21 protein-coding genes and 1 tRNA gene are annotated in these 17,255 nt (G+C 35.8%); 18 read left to right on the plus strand and 4 right to left on the minus strand.

What is annotated here, in order from left to right; genetic code table 11:
* Window positions 1-16 precede the first annotated feature (16 nt).
* From glyA to I589_RS01890, 3 genes are all read left to right on the plus strand, one after another.
* Window positions 17-1,255 (plus strand): serine hydroxymethyltransferase, encoded by a 1,239-nt coding sequence (gene glyA, locus I589_RS01880; RefSeq protein ID WP_034684263.1) that lies wholly within the window; start codon window positions 17-19, stop codon window positions 1,253-1,255.
* An 87-nt stretch (window positions 1,256-1,342) separates the two neighbouring features.
* Window positions 1,343-1,972, plus strand: coding sequence for a uracil phosphoribosyltransferase (gene upp / locus I589_RS01885; RefSeq protein WP_010769828.1), 630 nt, complete (start codon window positions 1,343-1,345; stop codon window positions 1,970-1,972).
* Window positions 1,973-2,215: 243 nt separating this feature from the next.
* Window positions 2,216-2,725: an NUDIX hydrolase gene (locus I589_RS01890; RefSeq protein ID WP_010769827.1), complete on the plus strand. Its 510-nt coding sequence runs from the start codon at window positions 2,216-2,218 to the stop codon at window positions 2,723-2,725.
* A 167-nt stretch (window positions 2,726-2,892) separates the two neighbouring features.
* Here I589_RS01890 and I589_RS01895 read toward each other — a convergent pair.
* A tRNA-Thr gene (locus tag I589_RS01895) sits at window positions 2,893-2,965 on the minus strand.
* Window positions 2,966-3,089: 124 nt separating this feature from the next.
* Between I589_RS01895 and I589_RS01900 the strand changes: the two genes are divergently transcribed.
* A complete protein-coding gene (locus I589_RS01900) occupies window positions 3,090-3,326 on the plus strand; it encodes a hypothetical protein (protein WP_010769826.1) in 237 nt (78 codons plus the stop codon).
* 281 nt (window positions 3,327-3,607) lie between these two features.
* Here I589_RS01900 and I589_RS01905 read toward each other — a convergent pair whose 3' ends face one another.
* From I589_RS01905 to I589_RS01915, 3 genes are all read right to left on the minus strand, one after another.
* The gene (locus tag I589_RS01905) at window positions 3,608-4,045 is read right to left on the minus strand and encodes a PH domain-containing protein (RefSeq protein WP_010769825.1); all 438 of its coding nucleotides are present in this window, start codon (window positions 4,043-4,045) and stop codon (window positions 3,608-3,610) included.
* Window positions 4,046-4,649: 604 nt separating this feature from the next.
* Complete coding sequence (locus tag I589_RS18010) at window positions 4,650-5,282, minus strand: ImmA/IrrE family metallo-endopeptidase (protein ID WP_010769824.1); 633 nt, start codon at window positions 5,280-5,282, stop codon at window positions 4,650-4,652.
* A gap of 14 nt (window positions 5,283-5,296) precedes the next feature.
* The gene (locus I589_RS01915; RefSeq protein WP_010769823.1) at window positions 5,297-5,668 is read right to left on the minus strand and encodes a helix-turn-helix domain-containing protein; all 372 of its coding nucleotides are present in this window, start codon (window positions 5,666-5,668) and stop codon (window positions 5,297-5,299) included.
* Between the two features lie 275 nt (window positions 5,669-5,943).
* Between I589_RS01915 and I589_RS01920 the strand changes: the two genes are divergently transcribed.
* The 14 genes from I589_RS01920 (at window position 5,944) to I589_RS01985 (ending at window position 17,156) form a co-directional block, all read left to right on the plus strand.
* The gene (locus I589_RS01920) at window positions 5,944-6,168 is read left to right on the plus strand and encodes a hypothetical protein (protein ID WP_010769822.1); all 225 of its coding nucleotides are present in this window, start codon (window positions 5,944-5,946) and stop codon (window positions 6,166-6,168) included.
* A 97-nt stretch (window positions 6,169-6,265) separates the two neighbouring features.
* Window positions 6,266-6,655, plus strand: a complete 390-nt coding sequence (locus tag I589_RS01925) for a RinA family phage transcriptional regulator (protein ID WP_010769821.1) — start codon at window positions 6,266-6,268, stop codon at window positions 6,653-6,655.
* Window positions 6,656-7,005: 350 nt separating this feature from the next.
* Window positions 7,006-7,521: a phage major tail protein, TP901-1 family gene (locus tag I589_RS01930; protein ID WP_010769820.1), complete on the plus strand. Its 516-nt coding sequence runs from the start codon at window positions 7,006-7,008 to the stop codon at window positions 7,519-7,521.
* 46 nt (window positions 7,522-7,567) lie between these two features.
* Complete coding sequence (locus I589_RS01935) at window positions 7,568-7,927, plus strand: tail assembly chaperone (RefSeq protein ID WP_010769819.1); 360 nt, start codon at window positions 7,568-7,570, stop codon at window positions 7,925-7,927.
* Between the two features lie 62 nt (window positions 7,928-7,989).
* Window positions 7,990-8,298 (plus strand): hypothetical protein, encoded by a 309-nt coding sequence (locus tag I589_RS01940; RefSeq protein WP_034684549.1) that lies wholly within the window; start codon window positions 7,990-7,992, stop codon window positions 8,296-8,298.
* Window positions 8,285-9,937 (plus strand): phage tail protein, encoded by a 1,653-nt coding sequence (locus I589_RS01945; RefSeq protein ID WP_010769817.1) that lies wholly within the window; start codon window positions 8,285-8,287, stop codon window positions 9,935-9,937. Before I589_RS01940 ends, I589_RS01945 begins: the two co-directional genes overlap by 14 nt.
* Before the next feature lie 13 nt (window positions 9,938-9,950).
* Window positions 9,951-10,739, plus strand: a complete 789-nt coding sequence (locus tag I589_RS01950) for a distal tail protein Dit (RefSeq protein ID WP_010769816.1) — start codon at window positions 9,951-9,953, stop codon at window positions 10,737-10,739.
* Window positions 10,736-13,648: a phage tail spike protein gene (locus tag I589_RS01955; RefSeq protein ID WP_010769815.1), complete on the plus strand. Its 2,913-nt coding sequence runs from the start codon at window positions 10,736-10,738 to the stop codon at window positions 13,646-13,648. Before I589_RS01950 ends, I589_RS01955 begins: the two co-directional genes overlap by 4 nt.
* 13 nt (window positions 13,649-13,661) lie before the next feature.
* A complete protein-coding gene (locus I589_RS01960) occupies window positions 13,662-14,453 on the plus strand; it encodes a BppU family phage baseplate upper protein (protein WP_010769814.1) in 792 nt (263 codons plus the stop codon).
* Window positions 14,446-14,790, plus strand: a complete 345-nt coding sequence (locus I589_RS01965) for a hypothetical protein (RefSeq protein WP_010769813.1) — start codon at window positions 14,446-14,448, stop codon at window positions 14,788-14,790. The genes I589_RS01960 and I589_RS01965 overlap by 8 nt, the downstream gene beginning before the upstream one ends.
* The gene (locus I589_RS18660) at window positions 14,791-15,168 is read left to right on the plus strand and encodes a collagen-like protein (protein WP_010769812.1); all 378 of its coding nucleotides are present in this window, start codon (window positions 14,791-14,793) and stop codon (window positions 15,166-15,168) included.
* 1 nt (window position 15,169) lies between these two features.
* Window positions 15,170-15,688: a hypothetical protein gene (locus tag I589_RS01975; protein ID WP_010769811.1), complete on the plus strand. Its 519-nt coding sequence runs from the start codon at window positions 15,170-15,172 to the stop codon at window positions 15,686-15,688.
* 81 nt (window positions 15,689-15,769) lie between these two features.
* Complete coding sequence (locus tag I589_RS01980) at window positions 15,770-16,258, plus strand: phage holin family protein (protein WP_010769810.1); 489 nt, start codon at window positions 15,770-15,772, stop codon at window positions 16,256-16,258.
* Complete coding sequence (locus I589_RS01985) at window positions 16,239-17,156, plus strand: GH25 family lysozyme (RefSeq protein WP_010769809.1); 918 nt, start codon at window positions 16,239-16,241, stop codon at window positions 17,154-17,156. The genes I589_RS01980 and I589_RS01985 overlap by 20 nt, the downstream gene beginning before the upstream one ends.
* Window positions 17,157-17,255: the final 99 nt, after the last annotated feature.

The raw sequence follows: 17,255 nt of genomic DNA on the forward strand, positions 1-17,255 counted from the left end.
GGGGTGTTATTTGTTTATGGATTATAAGGCAATGGATACAGAGGTATGGGAAGCAATTGCAAAAGAGCATGAACGACAAGAAAATAATTTGGAGTTGATTGCTTCAGAAAATGTTGTTTCAGAAGGCGTTATGGCAGCTCAAGGAAGTATTTTAACCAATAAATATGCAGAAGGTTATCCAGGAAAACGTTACTATGGTGGTTGCGAATTTGTGGATGTTATTGAAAACTTAGCAATTGATCGTGCAAAAGAAATTTTTGGTGCAAAATTTGTTAACGTGCAGCCTCATTCTGGCTCTCAAGCAAATACAGCAGCCTACTTGGCTTTGATTGAAACAGGTGATACTGTTTTAGGGATGGATTTGTCTGCGGGAGGACATTTGACCCATGGTTCACCAGTAAACTTTAGCGGAAAAACATATAATTTTGTAAGCTATGGGGTTGATCCTGCAACAGAGGTCATTGATTATAATGTTGTGCGTATTTTGGCTAGACAGCACAAGCCAAAATTAATTGTTGCGGGCGCAAGCGCTTATGGACGAACGATTGATTTTTCAAAATTCCGTGAAATTGCAGATGAGGTTGGCGCAAAATTGATGGTGGATATGGCACATATTGCAGGCTTAGTTGCTGCAGGCTTACATCCTAATCCAATTCCTTATGCAGATATTACGACAACGACTACCCATAAAACGTTACGTGGTCCACGTGGTGGTATGATTTTAACAAATGATGAAGAATTAGCGAAAAAGGTGAATAGTGCAATTTTCCCAGGCATCCAAGGCGGACCGCTAGAGCATGTGATTGCAGCTAAGGCTGTTGCTTTCAAAGAGGCTTTAGATCCAAGCTTTAAGGAATACAGCCAACAAATCATTGATAATGCAAAAGCGATGGCTAAAGTGTTCAATCAAGCACCAGAAGCACGCTTAATTTCTGGTGACACAGATAATCATTTATTATTAATTGATGTGACTGATTTTGGATTAAACGGAAAAGAAGCAGAAACTATTTTAGATACAGTAAATATCACAGTAAATAAAAATTCCATTCCTTTTGAAAAGCTAAGCCCATTTAAAACAAGTGGTATCCGAATTGGAACTCCAGCGATTACAAGTCGTGGATTCAATGAACGTGATGCAATTGAAGTAGCTAAGCTAGTCGTAAAAGCGTTGCGTGCAAAAGATGACGAAGAACAATTAGCTGAGGTAAAAGCTGGCGTAAAAGAATTAACGAATAAATATCCCCTCTATCGTTAAAAGTTTTCGAAGGATTGACTAGTCAATCCTTCGATTTTGTTTTACAATAAATAGAAATGAAAATAAAGAATAGTAAGGAGAATTGAAATGGGCAAATTTCAAGTAATTGATCATCCATTAATTCAACACAAACTAACAATTATCAGAGAAAAGAACTGTGGTACAAAAGTTTTTCGTGAGGTAGTAAATGAAATTGCTATGCTAATGGCTTACGAAGTTTCTCGTGACATGCCGTTAGAAGATATTGTTATTGAAACACCAATGGGCGAAACAACACAAAAAACTTTAACTGGGAAAAAAGTAGCAATTATTCCAATCTTGCGTGCCGGAATCGGTATGGTTGATGGAATCCTAGAATTAATTCCAGCAGCAAAAGTAGGTCATGTTGGTTTGTATCGTGACGAAGAAACATTAGAGCCACATGAATATTTCTTGAAACTTCCAGAAGATATTGATAGTCGTCAATTATTTGTTGTTGATCCAATGTTGGCAACAGGTGGTTCAGCAATCATGGCTATTGATTCATTAAAAAAACGTGGTGCTTCAAATATTAAATTTGTTTGCCTAGTTTCTGCTCCAGAAGGCGTAAAAGCTTTACAAGATGCTCATCCAGATATTGATATCTATACAGCAGCATTAGATGAAAAACTAAACGAAGATGGTTACATTGTCCCTGGTCTAGGAGATGCAGGTGACCGTTTGTTTGGAACAAAATAAATAGTGGTAGAGAGGAGGGTGGAACGGAAAACTTTGAGCAGCAATTAGGTACATCTCAAGTATGTATTAAATTGTTGAAGAGGATGAGTTTTCCCCTCCTACCGACCCTTATTAAGATTTTAGAAGAGCTGAAAGTAACTGTTAGAGTTATGTGTAAGCTCTTCTTTTTTATTGTAGATAGTATGGAGTTCATAGAAAAAGGATAGTTTTAATACCTAACTGGTTGCGTAAGGAGAGACTTTTATGGAAGAATGGGACATTTATACCGAAAATCGTGAAAAGACCGGACGAGTACATATACGGGGTGAAAAAATGAAAGAGGGGGAGTATCATCTTGTGGTGACTGCTCTGATTTTTAATTCAGAAGGAAAACTTCTCATTCAGCAAAGGCAGGCAGAGAAAGAAGGGTGGCCCAATTTTTGGGATTTTTCTGCAGCTGGTTCAGCGTTAAAAGGAGAAAATTCTCAACAGGCGATGGCAAGAGAAGTGAAGGAGGAATTAGGGATTATAGTTAATTTATCAAACAGTCGCCTAAAGTTTTCTTGGCACTTTCCTAACGGCTTTGATGATTTTTGGATAATTCATCAAGATGTATCATTAGAAGAAATGACTCTGCAAAAAGAAGAGGTTCAAAATGTTCGCTGGGTCACTCAAGAAGAAGTAAATCAATTGGCAGCAGAAGGAAAAATGATTCCGTATTTCTTTTTAAAGGATGTTTTTTCTTGGATGCATAATAAGAATTTGACTTTATGAGCATGGAGAATATTCTTGTGTCGAAAAGGTACAAATGATTTTATGTGGAACAGCGGATGCATAATATAAAAAATTGTAAAGATATAATTTGGACGAATAAAAACTGACATGAAATAAAAAAGCTGACCATTCGACGAGTGAACGTTGAATGATCAGACTTTTTAGAATGCCAACTGCAGGAATCGAACCTGTGACCTACGCGTTACGAGTGCGTTGCTCTACCTACTGAGCTAAGTTGGCGAAACACATATGAAATTATAGTAAAAAAACTTCAATTTGTAAAGTAAAAATATTTCTTCATTTTCATTTCATGATATTTTTCACAAAATGTGCTATAATTATATTAGAAAGGTAGGTTTTATGAATGGCTACATTTGGAAAGTTTGATTCTACCGTTGTCCCCTCTGAACTTGGAGAAGATTTTATGGTAGATACGCATGTTACTTTTACAGTCCATGGAAAGATGCAAACAGGAACAATAACTAAACAGCTTAAGAACTCTGCCGTAGTTGAGATTGATCAAACACACGAAAATGATCAACTCATGACACAAAGTAATGGAGTAGTTATTATTAACTACAAACAAATGCAAAAGATTTAACCTCAGCCATCTCATTAAATAGAGATGGCTTTTTATTTTTTGTGGTAAATCTTTAACCGATGTAGATTTATCGAAATATTATGTAAAAACTGGATTATGAACTAGTAAGGGAACTAGAAGAACGTAAAAAACGAGTTCTACAATTTTTGATGCGGATGAAGACAATTCATCTGCGTCTATTTTTTAATCGAAACATACTTCTCACCAATTGGTGGGAAGTATGTTTCTACATTCAATTTTGATTTAGGATCAGAGAAATCGATTACAATTACTGAAATGAATTACTTATTAATTCGTTCTCGATTGGCGATACTAATGCTACCTAAATAGCGATAAACGGGTAAGATATCCGTTTTTTTAGGAAACTCAAATAAATGGGTTTGATGAACTTCATTATTTGATCGTTGATTAACATTTGCCAAATAGGTTACTGTGAGTTGACTGTCATCTAACCCAAGCCCAGCCGTTTCCATGTCAACATCAATGATTGAGTCTAAATGAATGGAACGAAAAGCGGTTTTTTTCCCTGTTGCCCCTTGCTTATCAATGAAAATAATTCGATGAGTTGTGAAGACCAAAGCATCACGAATAAGCTGGTACCCCATTGTAATTGTTTCATTGTCAAAAAGATAATCTCCATACTCTTTCTGCAACTGCTCAGGAGTTTTTTCAGAATAATTACCTAACGCACCTTGTACCAAATTGCCAAATAAAGCCATCATATTTCCTCCTTGTAAGTAAAATCGTTTTAGTAAAACTGTGTTCAAATGAGTTAATCAAAAAAGTACATGAATAATCTGAAATAAATATCATTTCTATAAATGTATTATATCATAGGAAAACAAGAATAATAATAGAAATAAAGCCAACTGATTGCAATAATTAAGTATAGGTGAGGATAAGGTGTTAGTAAATATTATAGATAAATGAAATAACTAATTTGCTTTAACGAATGGTTATTGAAGAGTATAGTCAGGGGATATGTAGATAGGTAATGTGGATATGCTAAATTTTCATGTTGAATGAACACAGGATATTTTGTTGTTGAGAGAGAACTTAATTAATAGAATTTGTTTGTTTTTGACAAGAAGCATACAAATAATTTTCTGGCAAATGAATTTTACTGCTTGTTTTATTTCTACAAAAGAAAGGTGTACTTTTAAATGGGTGTCTTGTCCAGAGAGAGTGCCTCCTATATTCTGCGAAGATTTTTCAAAATACAAGCGCCCTCATTAAAGTCATAGGAAATAAAATAACCCTTCCTCGTAAGAATCTGAGATTTCTACGAATAAGGGCTGTTTGATGGGTGACTAGTTTATCTAGCTAGCTGAAAAAAACTTGAAATAAATCGTTTTTCCGGCCGAACTTATAGTGATTGATAAGGGTTCTTGAATAAGAAGGAGTGCAGTTATGAACATAGATTAAATAATCACTCAGCCTATTGAACAGCGCCGCTTTACTCATGAAAAAATAGCGCGCTACTTCTTCGAAAGTTTCAAATTTTTTAAGAGCATATTGCAGGGCTTGATCATTAGCCATCAGGATACTTGCTCCTACATTTGCTCGATACTCTTTTGGGAAATCTTCCGACAAGTAGCCGTTTTCTTCAATCATATCTGAAAAGGTATGGTTTTCTTGTTCATAAGGAATATCCCGATAGTAATGAATAATTTCATGCATGCATGTGAAGTTCTTTCGTTCGATCATTAACTCTGCATTTATAGAAATAAAAATTTCTCCTGCAATTTTTGAAGTTGAGCCAAGCATCATCTTTCTTAGATGTTTCTTAAAAGTCACTTCAATAAACTCGATATCTTCAACTTCTTCAACATATGTTTTTACATCAAAGCAGTTCACTCGCTCAATTGGTTTTGAAAGATAAGCAGCTGCTTCGTTACATAACTCGTTTGCAATATCTGAGGCTTCAAAATAAAGCCCCGAATCAACGTAGTCCAATACGATCAACCACCTTACTTATTACGTCTTTTTTTCTTATCCATTGCTTTTTGAATGAGAAAATCCATATATTCTTTTAGTTCTTCTTCTAGTTCTTCTGTATCCTCTACATTCATATTTGCAGTATTTAGACGGAAATGAGAGATAAAGCCATCTTCATCTATTGATAAGCTTTGAGATGAATCAGAAGGACTATTTGTCCTACCTAAAAGATAGTCTGTACTAACATGAAAATAGTCTGCAACTTTTTCTAGTCGATCAGATTTTGGACTTGCCGTTTTCCATTGATAAAATAAATTTTCACTAAAGCCTAACTCTACAGCAACTTGAGAAACACTTTTGCCACGTTGCTCAGAGAGCTGTTTAATTCGGTCGAATACAGACATGAGAAAATTCCTTTCTAATTAATTTATAGTTTTCTATAATTTTGGTTGACTATTTTTATAGTTTGCTATAGTATTGATTTTGTCAGAAAAAGTAAAAGCAAAGAGAAAATTTACGTATAGAGTGGATTAGTAGTTAAAATTTCTTTCTTTTGCTGTTTTTAAATATAGCTCTTTGCTTTTATTTTATAGTTTTCTATAAAAAAGTCAACTACTATCTTCTATTCACTAAAATTTTCTATAAAACTAATTGAAAAAAAGGCTAAGGGGGGAGTCGGATGAACTACAAAACGATTTATGGAGAAAAAATCGAAGGAAAAATGATTCGCATATTGGAAAATACCGTCATTGTCGAAACTATGGATGGAAACAGGTACCTTGTTCATAAGAAAAACACACCTTTGTATTATACGCATGCTTTCCAATTTGACTTAGGACGGTGTCAAAAAATCGGCAAACAACTATTACCAGAAAAAGGCGTAAAAGACATCGCGATATGGTAAATCATTCTTGTATCGTTAGCACAAAGTAATAGAAGGAGAAAGTGGATTATTTTGGGTAAGAGATTTTAGTCATTTATATATAGAGGAGGAAACCATTTTGAAAACAACCACGATGAATTATTTAAAAGATATTTTGGGTGACTACTACCGAACGGATGAATACATAAAAGAGCGTGAAAAAGAGCTGTTGTATGTATTGGAAGAAAAAATGGAGGACTGTTTTGAAGAGGAGCGCAAGTCTCAGGAACGGATGACCATTACAACAGATCGAAGACTTTGGACTTTAGAGAAAAATAAGCGAGCAGTAGAAAGGTGTTTAAATCGTTCAGATGAAACGACTCAAAAAATAATTAAGGAGATTTACTTAAATAAAAAAACAAATTTAACGTTACTTGGGATGTCACAGAAACTGTTTATAAGTAAAACACAAGCATATAATTTACGAAATTTATTTTTTGAACAGTTAGCGGATGAGTTAGGCATTTAAGGATGGAAAAAAGTTGGAATTTTTCTATAGGAAAATTGTCTAAACTAAGAGTATGAGGTCATTCAGCAAATGATAAACCAAAAATATCAATTTAGAAGGAACGAATTCTTTCACCGTATATGTAAGTGGGTTTCATCATATTGAGGAAAGAGCTCAGTGGTGTATTAAGAAGCTTTACTATACCAATAATTTAACGTAAGAAAAGAAGATAAATAACAAAAGTCCATATCTTCTTACTAGTCGAAAAGGAGTGAGTCCGATGGTTTAATTATTCAGTATTTTTTGAAGAAAGAGAAATCTAGGGATCAACTTAAGAAAACAAATAAAAGTATACAGGAGGAATTAGAAAGATGGAAGTAGTAAAAGGATTAGATATTATTTTGTTATACAGATTAAAAAGAAAAGCAGAAGAAGAGGAAGCGTGGAAAATGGCTTTCCAAACTGAACATGAAAGTTCAATGACGAGAGAAGCAGAATCTACTATTACTAAAGACGGAAATGTACAAAGTTTGAATCCAATTGAATATGAGTTAACCGCAACTTCTTTGATGGCAAAAGGTGATGCACATATTGATGAAATGAAAAAGGCATTGATTGATGGCGAAGTTATTGAAATTTGGGAAATTAATAAAGCAGAACTGGGCGTAGATGAGAACAAAGATAAGTATAAAGCAACCTACTATCAAGGATACGTTTCAGAATTTACACCGTCAGCTAACGCGGAAGATAATGTTGAGTTGAGTCTTTCATTTGTGATTAATGGAATTGGACAAGAAGGTTATGCAAGTTTAACAGATAAACAAGCAGAAGTTGTTCAGTACACGTTTACAGATACTGTAGCAAACGCTACAACAACTGAAGGCTAGTGATTGAGAGAGAAACACTCTCTCTTTATAACGAGGAGGAAATTAAGTGGAATTAACAATTAATAATAAAGACTATTTATTTACTTTTGGTGTGAAGTTTGTGCGTGAGTTAGATAAACAAAGACCGATTGAGCAAAATGGCATTCGATTTGGGCTGGCTTTGTCAGCAGCAATCATTCCTGAACTAAAATCAACGAATATTGCAACCTTAGCAGATGTTTTGTATTTAGCTAACAGAACAGAGAATCCTCGATTGAAGCAAGCTGAAATAGATAACTATCTTGATGAATGTGAAGATATTGAAGCACTGTTTGATGAGGTTCTTAAAGAATTAGGCGATAGTAATGCGGGGAAGTTAGCTATGCGACAACTAGAGAGCCGAATGAAGCAAGCCGAACAAAGATAATAAATCGTAGCTCTGCTGAGGTATATGAGGAAATTCTTTTGTCTGCCATTCGTTATTTAGATATGGTGGATTTCAGAAGCATAGAACGGATGACTTTATACGAATATGAAATTCGAATGACCGCATTCAGATTGAAATCTTTGGATCAATTAAACAAGATACATGAACAAGCGTGGGCGAATCAGCAGGTCCAAGCAACGAAAAAGATTGGAAAAAAAGAGGTTCCTTATTTTAATACGTATAAAAAATTTTTTGATTTTGAAAAATATGAAAAGCAGGTTCTAGGAATAGAAGAAAAGCAGAATCTGACATTAAAAAGTTTGCTTATAAAAGCTAATTCTAAGAAAGGAGGAAATCATGGAAAGTCATAGAATTGAAACCATACTTTCTGTAACGGACCAAAACTTCACCTATACGATGAATACAATCAATGAAACGTTAAAAACGACTGATGAACAAGCAGAAAAAACAAAAAGTTCATTTCAATCAGCAGTTGATGAAGCAAATAAAATGGGTTCATCGATTGTAAACACAGTAAAAAAACTGGATGTTTTTAACATAATAGACTCAGGTATTGGTCTGCTAAAAGATTCTTTTGGCGAAGCAATCCAGCGCTTTGATGAGTTGGATCGTGCATCTGGAACAATGGGGATTTCTGAAGGAATCGGTAGTGCAAGAGAGTCTGTTACCACAGGATTTACGGAGATTATTGCAGCAGTTGATGAAGGACTTCAGAAGGCTAATCTAGGAAGTATTGGGGATATTATTGGAAACGCAGGAGCGATTATGGGAGAAATTTTACTAAAAGCTGCTGAATTTATTCCACCGATTATCGAATTTGTTACGAATTTCATCGGAAGCCTGAGTGGTTTAGAACCAATTTTACCTGTTGTGGGTGGAATGATTCTCGCGTTTATTGGTTATCTTGCCGGTATGTCTATCATTGGCAATATAGTGGGGATGATGGGGAGTTTGACTACGGCAATATCATTTTTATTATCACCGGTAGGCTTGGTTGTATTAGCCATTGGTGCTTTGGTAGGAGCAATTGTCTATCTTTGGAATACGAATGAAGGTTTCAGAGAGGCGATTATCAGCGCATGGAATGCGATTACAGAATTTTTACAACCGATTATTGCGAATATTGCGATGTTTATTCAAAATGCATTCAACGGATTACTTACGTGGTGGCAGGAAAATCAACAATCGATAATGACTGTTGTTAATACTGTTTGGACAGTTATTTCTAATATATTTACGACTGTTGTAAAAGTGATTACAACTGTTGTTAAGGGAGCATTTGAACAAATTAAAGCAATAATCGATTTTGTTATGACATTTATTTCAGGAATCATTCATACGGTCTTATCTTTAATAAAGGGAGATTGGGATGGTGTGTTGGAAGGGGTTATGACAATTGTTGGAGCTTTTGGTGATTTTATTACTTCAACGTTTAGTAATTTTATGGAAGCTGGTAAAGAAATCATAGGGACTGTTTTAGATGGAATAAAAGATTTATTTTCTTCGTTAGGAGATATTGATTTATTGGCGGCTGGTAGAGCGGTTATTGATGGATTTGTTAATGGCTTAAAAGAAACTTGGGAAGCAGGTAAAGAATTTGTTAGTGGAATCGGCGACTGGATTCTAGATCATAAAGGGCCTATTAGTTATGATAAAAAGCTCTTGATTCCTGCAGGTAGAGCAATTATGAATGGACTAAATAAAGGATTAAATGACACTTTTTTAGATGTTCAAAATAATGTCTCTTCCATGGCTGGCATATTAACGGATAGTTTTGAGAAAGTTGCACCAGAATCAATTGATGTTAAAGCTTCGATTCGTCGCAGTTTTTCCGGAATGAATGCACAAATGGAACATGACGTAAATGTAACAAGTGGCACTAAACCTGCAGTGATTAATGTTCGTCTGGGAAAACAACAATTTTCAGCTTTTGTAAATGATATCTCTAATGAGATGGGTGCAGAGTCAGAAATTAATTTAGCTTTTTAGCAAGGAGGAAATTATGAGTGAATGGAAAAATAGAATGTATTCTTTTGTAGACACGAAAAATAGCAATTTGCTTTTTAATGAGTGGCTTCCTTCTAGTGCGATGAGTTACGACGGCCTTTTTCTCGAAAAAGAAATCGACGGGTATCAGACGCTGGCTGTAGGCGGTCGTGAAATGCTTTCTGTAGATTTTGAAACGGAATCCATGAGCGTGGGTTCTCTCATTTCTAAGCAAACATTACCATCACGAACAATTACTGTTAAATATAAATTATCAGATAATAACGCAGAACAACTACAATTTAAGTTTAAAAAATTGATGAAGCTACTTTATAGAGTTGAAGATGTAACCATTCAATTTAATGATGAACTTGATTATTTTTATAAAGGAAGATACAGCAGTGCTGAAGAAGTCGCTGGTGAATCAAATAGTGTCATTTCTAGTTTTACTATTTTTTGTCAGGACCCGCGGAAATATACGAAAGAATTTATATCAAGTGGAAAAATTCAGACGGAACTTCCATTTGAAACAGTACCAACAAAACTACAAGTTACCTTAGCGTATGATAACTCCATAGAAATTTCAAATGGACGAGAGAAGCTTTCTATTACGAATGCTCAAATTAAGTCGGGGGATTGCTTGGAATTTCGAATTAAAGAAGGAAAACTACTTGTTAATGGTTTGAATCAAACGAATATACTTGATCTTTCCAGTGATTTTAAGAATTTCACACTAAGAGAAAATGACCGGTTGAGCTGTAACAATGGAAAGATGACTATTTACTATAGAGGTGTGAGCCTATGATTGAAAAAGTTGTTTATTTTTTTAACGACAGTCAGCAGATGATAAAAATTGTAGATGAAAATCAATTAATTGAAGTGCTGCAGACGAAAGAAATTACGGCGAACAAACAAGAATTATTGAATGATCGTTTATCAGTAACTGCTAGTTTTGATAGAGAGCTAAGAGATGCAAGGTATATGGCTGTGAAAGAAGAGAATGATTTTTCAATGTACAGAATTATTGATGATACGGATCAGGGAAATCATTTATTGTTCAACGGAATAGGATTTGGACCAAACGAGTTAGACTCATATATTGTAAAAAAAGTACAGTCTAAAAAAAGAGAAATGGTTAGTGTTATACAGGAACTTCTTAAATCCACAGAAGGTGAATGGCGTTTGGGGCACGCTGATACTGGTTTATCAAAGGTTACACAGGATTTTGTTTTCGTTTCCGTTAAAGAAGCACTAAAGTATTTACAATCGTTAGACTGTGAAATTTTATTTCGATGCAATGTAACAGGCAAAGGAATTACTGATAAGTGGATAGAAGTTTATCATCAAATTGGAGATGAAAGCAATACTCGTTTTGACTATGGAGACAATGCACTAACAATAGTAAAAGAAAGAGATAGAAGTGAAGTTTATACGTCATTAATTGGACAAGGAAAGAAACAAGGGGTCGGTACAGAAACAGAACAACGAGTTGAATTTACCAATATAGAATGGAAAAAAGAGTTGGGAAATCCACTGGATAAACCGAAAGGACAAAACTGGTTGGAGTATCCTGAAATGACAGCATTACATGGCATACCAACAAAAAAAGGACGTATGAGAAAACGAGAACAAGTTTTGTTATTGGACGATTTGGAAGACCCCAAAGAACTGTTAGAAAGAACATACCTTCAGCTTATTGAGTGTTCAAGACCACTTGTTCAATTTAAGACTACAGTATTTGATGGGGATGCTATTGGAAATATTGTAACTATCCATCGATATGATAGAGACTACCATTATAAAACAAGAGTTTATCAAACCAAATTAAATAGATTAACTGGACAAATAGAAGCTAGCTTGGGTGATAACTTATCTAAGAGTTCCGTTCGCCAGAGCTCATCCATGAGGAATAGTATACAAGCCTTAGATGAAAGTAAAACGACTTTTTATGAGTCAGAGGAAATCTCAAAACAGCAGTCAGATATTATTCGAGGAGCAAATGGTGGTTCGGTACTCTTAATGTCTCCTTCAGATTTAGGAAAATCAACAAGTCGAGAACCTTTCCAAATGATTTGGATGAATGGAAGCAAGATAAGTAATTCCAATCATTTTCTAGTTGCAAATTCAGATGGAATAGGATTCATAAAAGGAGAGTTTGATTTAGATAACTTAAAGACAGCTTGGACGATAGATGGGAAATTTAATGCGGATTATATAGCAGCAGGAAAAATCAAAGCAATAGATATTGAAGGTGTAAATATAAGTGGCTCCAGTATTAAGGGAACAAAAATAAATGGATCTTCTATCAAGACAATGGATGCGAAAGATTTTCAGGTTGTTATTGAAAATGGGGGAATTGACTTTGAGAAACGATCAAAAGAACTGCATGGTGAAGGATTAGGCTCTATCTACGCAACATATGGTGGCAGCAAAATTAATGGGTTTGCGATTATTCAAAAACCTGGCTATATATTTTCAATTAATTCAGAATCAAAAAATTTCAGTAGTTCAAGACCTGTTTTCCAAGTTCCCAAAGAAAGTACATCAGAGAATATTTTATATAACGTGTATGGAAAGGGGTCGTTTTATGGTCCCGTTGAATTTAACGAACCAGTTATCTTTAAAAAAAATGTGAAATTTAATGGTCAAGTTGAAATTAATGGAAAATTATTTGTTGGTGGAAAAGAAATAATTCCTGGTCAAGGTGGTGGACCTGGAGGCGGTGGAGGTACAGGAACAGGTGGTTATCCTCCAGAAGTATCAACAAATTCCGAAAAATGGGCATGGGATTTATGGATATTCTTGGTAGCAAATGGCTATACCAAGCAAGCGGCTGCTGGAATTTTAGGAAATGTCCAAGGTGAAACTGGTTCAATGAATCCTGATACAGCCCAAATTAACGGTCCTGCTTACGGAATTGTTCAGTGGGACGGTTCAGCTTACCCACTAGTTGGTTCTCAAACTTGGGACGGTCGCGAGTATGTCCAACGGTTAATGGCTGCTGCTGGAATTACTACAGATTATAAAACAATGTCAGCGCAAAGCAGGTTGCTAGAGTGGTCAATGTATAACGGACAGTGGTTAGGGCGTGTGTCCCCCACTAGTGTTAGTGGGTTCAAGTTGATGACTGATGCGGCAGAAGCAGCAACTGTATTTGAACGGAATTATGAACGTCCAGCGGCTACTCATCCAGAACGTCGCCAGTACGCTATTGAATGGTACAACAAATTTAAAGATTTGAAGGCAAGTACGACGACTGGAGAATCAGGTTTAAAACACTTAGAAACACTTGTTGGAAAACAGATAGGAAATGGTCAGTGTTACGGTTTGTCGGCTGAATACTCTGGTTATCTAGGAGGATGTGGTTTAGGTGCTGGAACTCAGTACGCATTAAGTCATGTGATTGGAAATACATCTGCCGCTTCTGACATAGGAATTGCCTATGACTGGGGAGCGCTTGGCTGGAAGGTTGTTAAAAACCCCTCAAAAAATCAATTAGCAGTGGGAGCAATTATCAACTGGAGCCGCGGTGGTAGAGTCAGTACCTGGTATGCGGACGCAACTTATGGTCATACAGGGGTTATTCGCGGATTAAACAATGGAAAGATTCAAACCTATGAACAAAATACAGAATTAGGGATGATTTGTGGAAAGCTAGAGCGTGACTACTACAGCGCAAATGATATTTCTTCAATTGTCATTCCCCCAAAATAAAGGATGTGATGAAATGTCAAAATGGAAACTTAATTTAAGTACTACTGAACCAGCACAGTTTATTGGAATGATAAGAGTCAGACAAGAAAACAAACAGACAGAAAGCGTAGAGGTTCATATTTCTGAAAATGGAGAGCCACTTGACTTAACAGGTGGAGATGTATTTTTAGAAGTAATGATTGGTACGAAAGCCGTACAGAGTAAGGCTGTAGTGGTAGATGCAAAAAAAGGAATCATTCGCTATACCTTTGATTCCTATTCTATGCAAAAAATTGGCCGTATTGAAGGTGCACAATTTGTTTTTTATAAGGGAAAATCACTCATCGGTTCTACTCAGCCTTTTTCATATTTTGTCATTCGAGCGGTTTCTCAAACAAAAGGAGAAACGGGTTCTTATTGGCAAACTATTGAAGAGTTAATTGAGGAGATGACAGACTTTATTAACAGTAATAAAGGAGAGTTTACCCAATGGTTTGAAGAGGTAAAAAATCTGTTGTATGAAATGGATCCTGGCGGAACGATTGTGAAGGAACTAATGGAAGCTAGAAAAAGTATAACTGGGCATGGGTATTCCTCTTTGTCTGAGAGGTTGGAGGCAGACTTCACTGATTTGTATGCTATAGATTCGTCAAAAATTGATGGATTAATAACTATACAAGATGATCTTTTTAGCCAAAACCATGAAACAGTAAAACTAGCAGATGTAATGTTTACGACAGAGAAATGTGCAAGGGTAATTGCCACCATCGATGATAAAAATCAAGATACTTTCTACTTAAGTAAAGTAGGTGAAATAAATGAGTAATCAAGTGGACATTCGTAAACTTATGAAGAAAGATTCTAAAGGAGTACAAAGACAATTTATGCCAGAAACGAGTGTGAAAGCAATTTTCGATATTGAAGAGATGATTGCTGGAACTGCTCCAGTGTTGTCAGTAAATGGGAAAGTTGGAAATGTACAGATAACAAAAGAGGATTTAGGAATTAGTCAAGAACCGGAGACAATTGATATTGCTTCAGAATCAAATGACGGGATTATTACTAGTGCGCTATTTTTAAAGCTGCAGCAAATAATAAGCGATTATGACAGTGGATTATTAGGAGGTTCAGCAATCACGATTGAACCAGTAGGAGAAGAATAAATGACAGATATTGTAAGAATTAAAAAAGAGGGGATCCAAGTATATCCTCAAACGCATGCAAACGCGATTATTGGTTTAACAGCAATCAAAGGAGAAAAGGGAGATACGGGTCCTGCAGGTATTCAGGGAGCAACCGGACCTAAGGGAGAAAAAGGAGACACGGGTCTTGCAGGTATTCAGGGAGCAACTGGACCTAAGGGAGAAAAAGGAGACACAGGTCCAATAGGTCCTCAAGGAGCACAAGGACCTGCTGGAACAAATGCAACAACAACGGTAGCAACATCGACTGTGAATGGCTTGATGTCGTCAGCAGATAAGAAAAAATTAGATAACTTAACGGCTTTAAATATTATTTTTGAAAAGATAGGAGAAGTGTAAAATGGCAGATATCGTACAATTACAAGAAAATGGGGTAAAAAAATACTTGAAAACACATGTGAATGCAGTGGATGGCATTGAAGAAAAATATGTGGATAAAACAAGTAATGAAACAATTGATGGAATAAAAACATTTGTCAAAACACCATTAATAGGCACCCAAAAAGTAGCAGTAGTGGAGGATACAGGGTGGAAAACATTGCCGATTACAGGGGCAGCTTCACAGCCTGGATCTACTACTGATAATAACTATATCCCGAAATATCGGGTAAAAAATGGGATACTAATGTTGCGTGGTTCTGTAAAAATAGATGCTGGAAAAACAGGCATGTTTACTACATTGGCTTCTGTTGTAAAACCAACATGGACAAGAACCGCTTTTAAACAACCTTTAATGACTGCCGATATTAATGCTAGTGCAACTATATACGCTCATGAAAGTGGCGAACTACAGCTAGTCTCGAGAACATCAGGTAATCAGGATGTGTGGCTAACAGGTATCCAAATACCGCTTAGTTAGTAATTATTAATAAAAAGACTTATTTAGTGCAAGGCTCTATTATTTTTTAGGCTATCTAGTCTTTCAATTAGGAGGAAATAAATGACAGAAAACATAATTAAAATGAGTGCTGCCGCTCTAGGGGGGATTTTTGGGATTGTTTTTGGGGAGTGGAGTACAGTGATGCAAGTGATTTTAGGGATTATAGTTGTAGATTATCTTACGGGGATTTTGAGTGCGACAACGAATGGCGCATTGTCGAGTAAAGTTGGGTTTAAAGGGATTGCAAAAAAGATGGCTATATTGTCTGTGATTGTTGTAGCACATCTTTTAGATACCTTGTTGGGGGATAAATCGATGCTTAGAGACGCAGTTACATTTTTCTACATTGCCAACGAACTCATTTCCATTTTAGAAAATGTTGCAAAAATGAATGTAGGTATTCCATCAAACTTGCAGGATATGATAAAGAAATTGCTTTCTATGTCTGGAGAAGGCGAATCCTATACTGGAGGCCATGAGTTTATCGATTCTGACCCAACGAAAAAATCAGACGAAAAGGGGAAGGAAGATGGTTCTAAGAGGAATTGATATTTCTAGTTGGCAAGCAAACATTGATGTATCAAAAATTTCTGGTGATTTTGTTATCGTAAAGGCAACAGAAGGAGTGAATTATGTAAATCCTTATTGTGATAGTCGATATCAGTTAGCCAAAAAATCAGGCAAGTTACTTGGTGTATATCACTATGCAAAAAATGGAAATCCAGAAGCGGAAGCTACGTATTTCTTTGAAAATATTAAGGGCTATATTGGTGAGGCGATTCTTTTTCTCGATTATGAGGAAGAAGTATCTGCCAATTCACCTAGTTGGTGTCTTCGTTTTTTAACACATCTTGAAAAATTAACAAATGGTGTGAAAGGGATGCTCTATACGTATCAATCCCTGCTCAATAGCCAAAATTGGCAAAGTATAAGAGACGCTGATTATGGGCTGTGGTTTGCAGCATATGGGGCAAATCCTCCAGAAAAGGGCTACAAAAGTTTGCCAGCACCAACAGTTAATTATTGGGGAACACCAGCAATTTATCAATATAGTTCGAAAACTCGCTTAGATGGATATTCCAATGATTTAGATGCCAATATTTTTTATGGGGATAAAGAATCATGGACGGCCTATGCAAAAGGAACACGCACAACCGACAAATTTGAACAAGCGCCTCCAGAAGATGCTGGAGGAAAGGTGACAGATACCCGTGCCTTTGGTAATCAGACAATTGTTCGATTGAGAAAAACTGCGACGCATTGGTATGGCGGAGAAAAAATAGCAAACACAGAAAAAGAGAAGGCCTATATTACGGCTAGTCGTCAAGAAATCAATCAATACGGCTCCAAGTTTGTTTATACACTTTCTACAGGAAAGAAAGTACTAGCACATGATTTAGACTATCTTTGCTGTATAGGCTGGGACACGATAGGAATAAATATCTAACAAAAAATAGGATGGAGCTAGGGTATTTAATGCTTGCTCCGTTAATTATTAAGAAGGAATCAAAAAAGAGATTAGATTCAACTAACTTATAGAAATGAG

This window comes from Enterococcus phoeniculicola ATCC BAA-412, from assembly GCF_000407505.1.
GTDB lineage: Bacteria > Bacillota > Bacilli > Lactobacillales > Enterococcaceae > Enterococcus_K > Enterococcus_K phoeniculicola.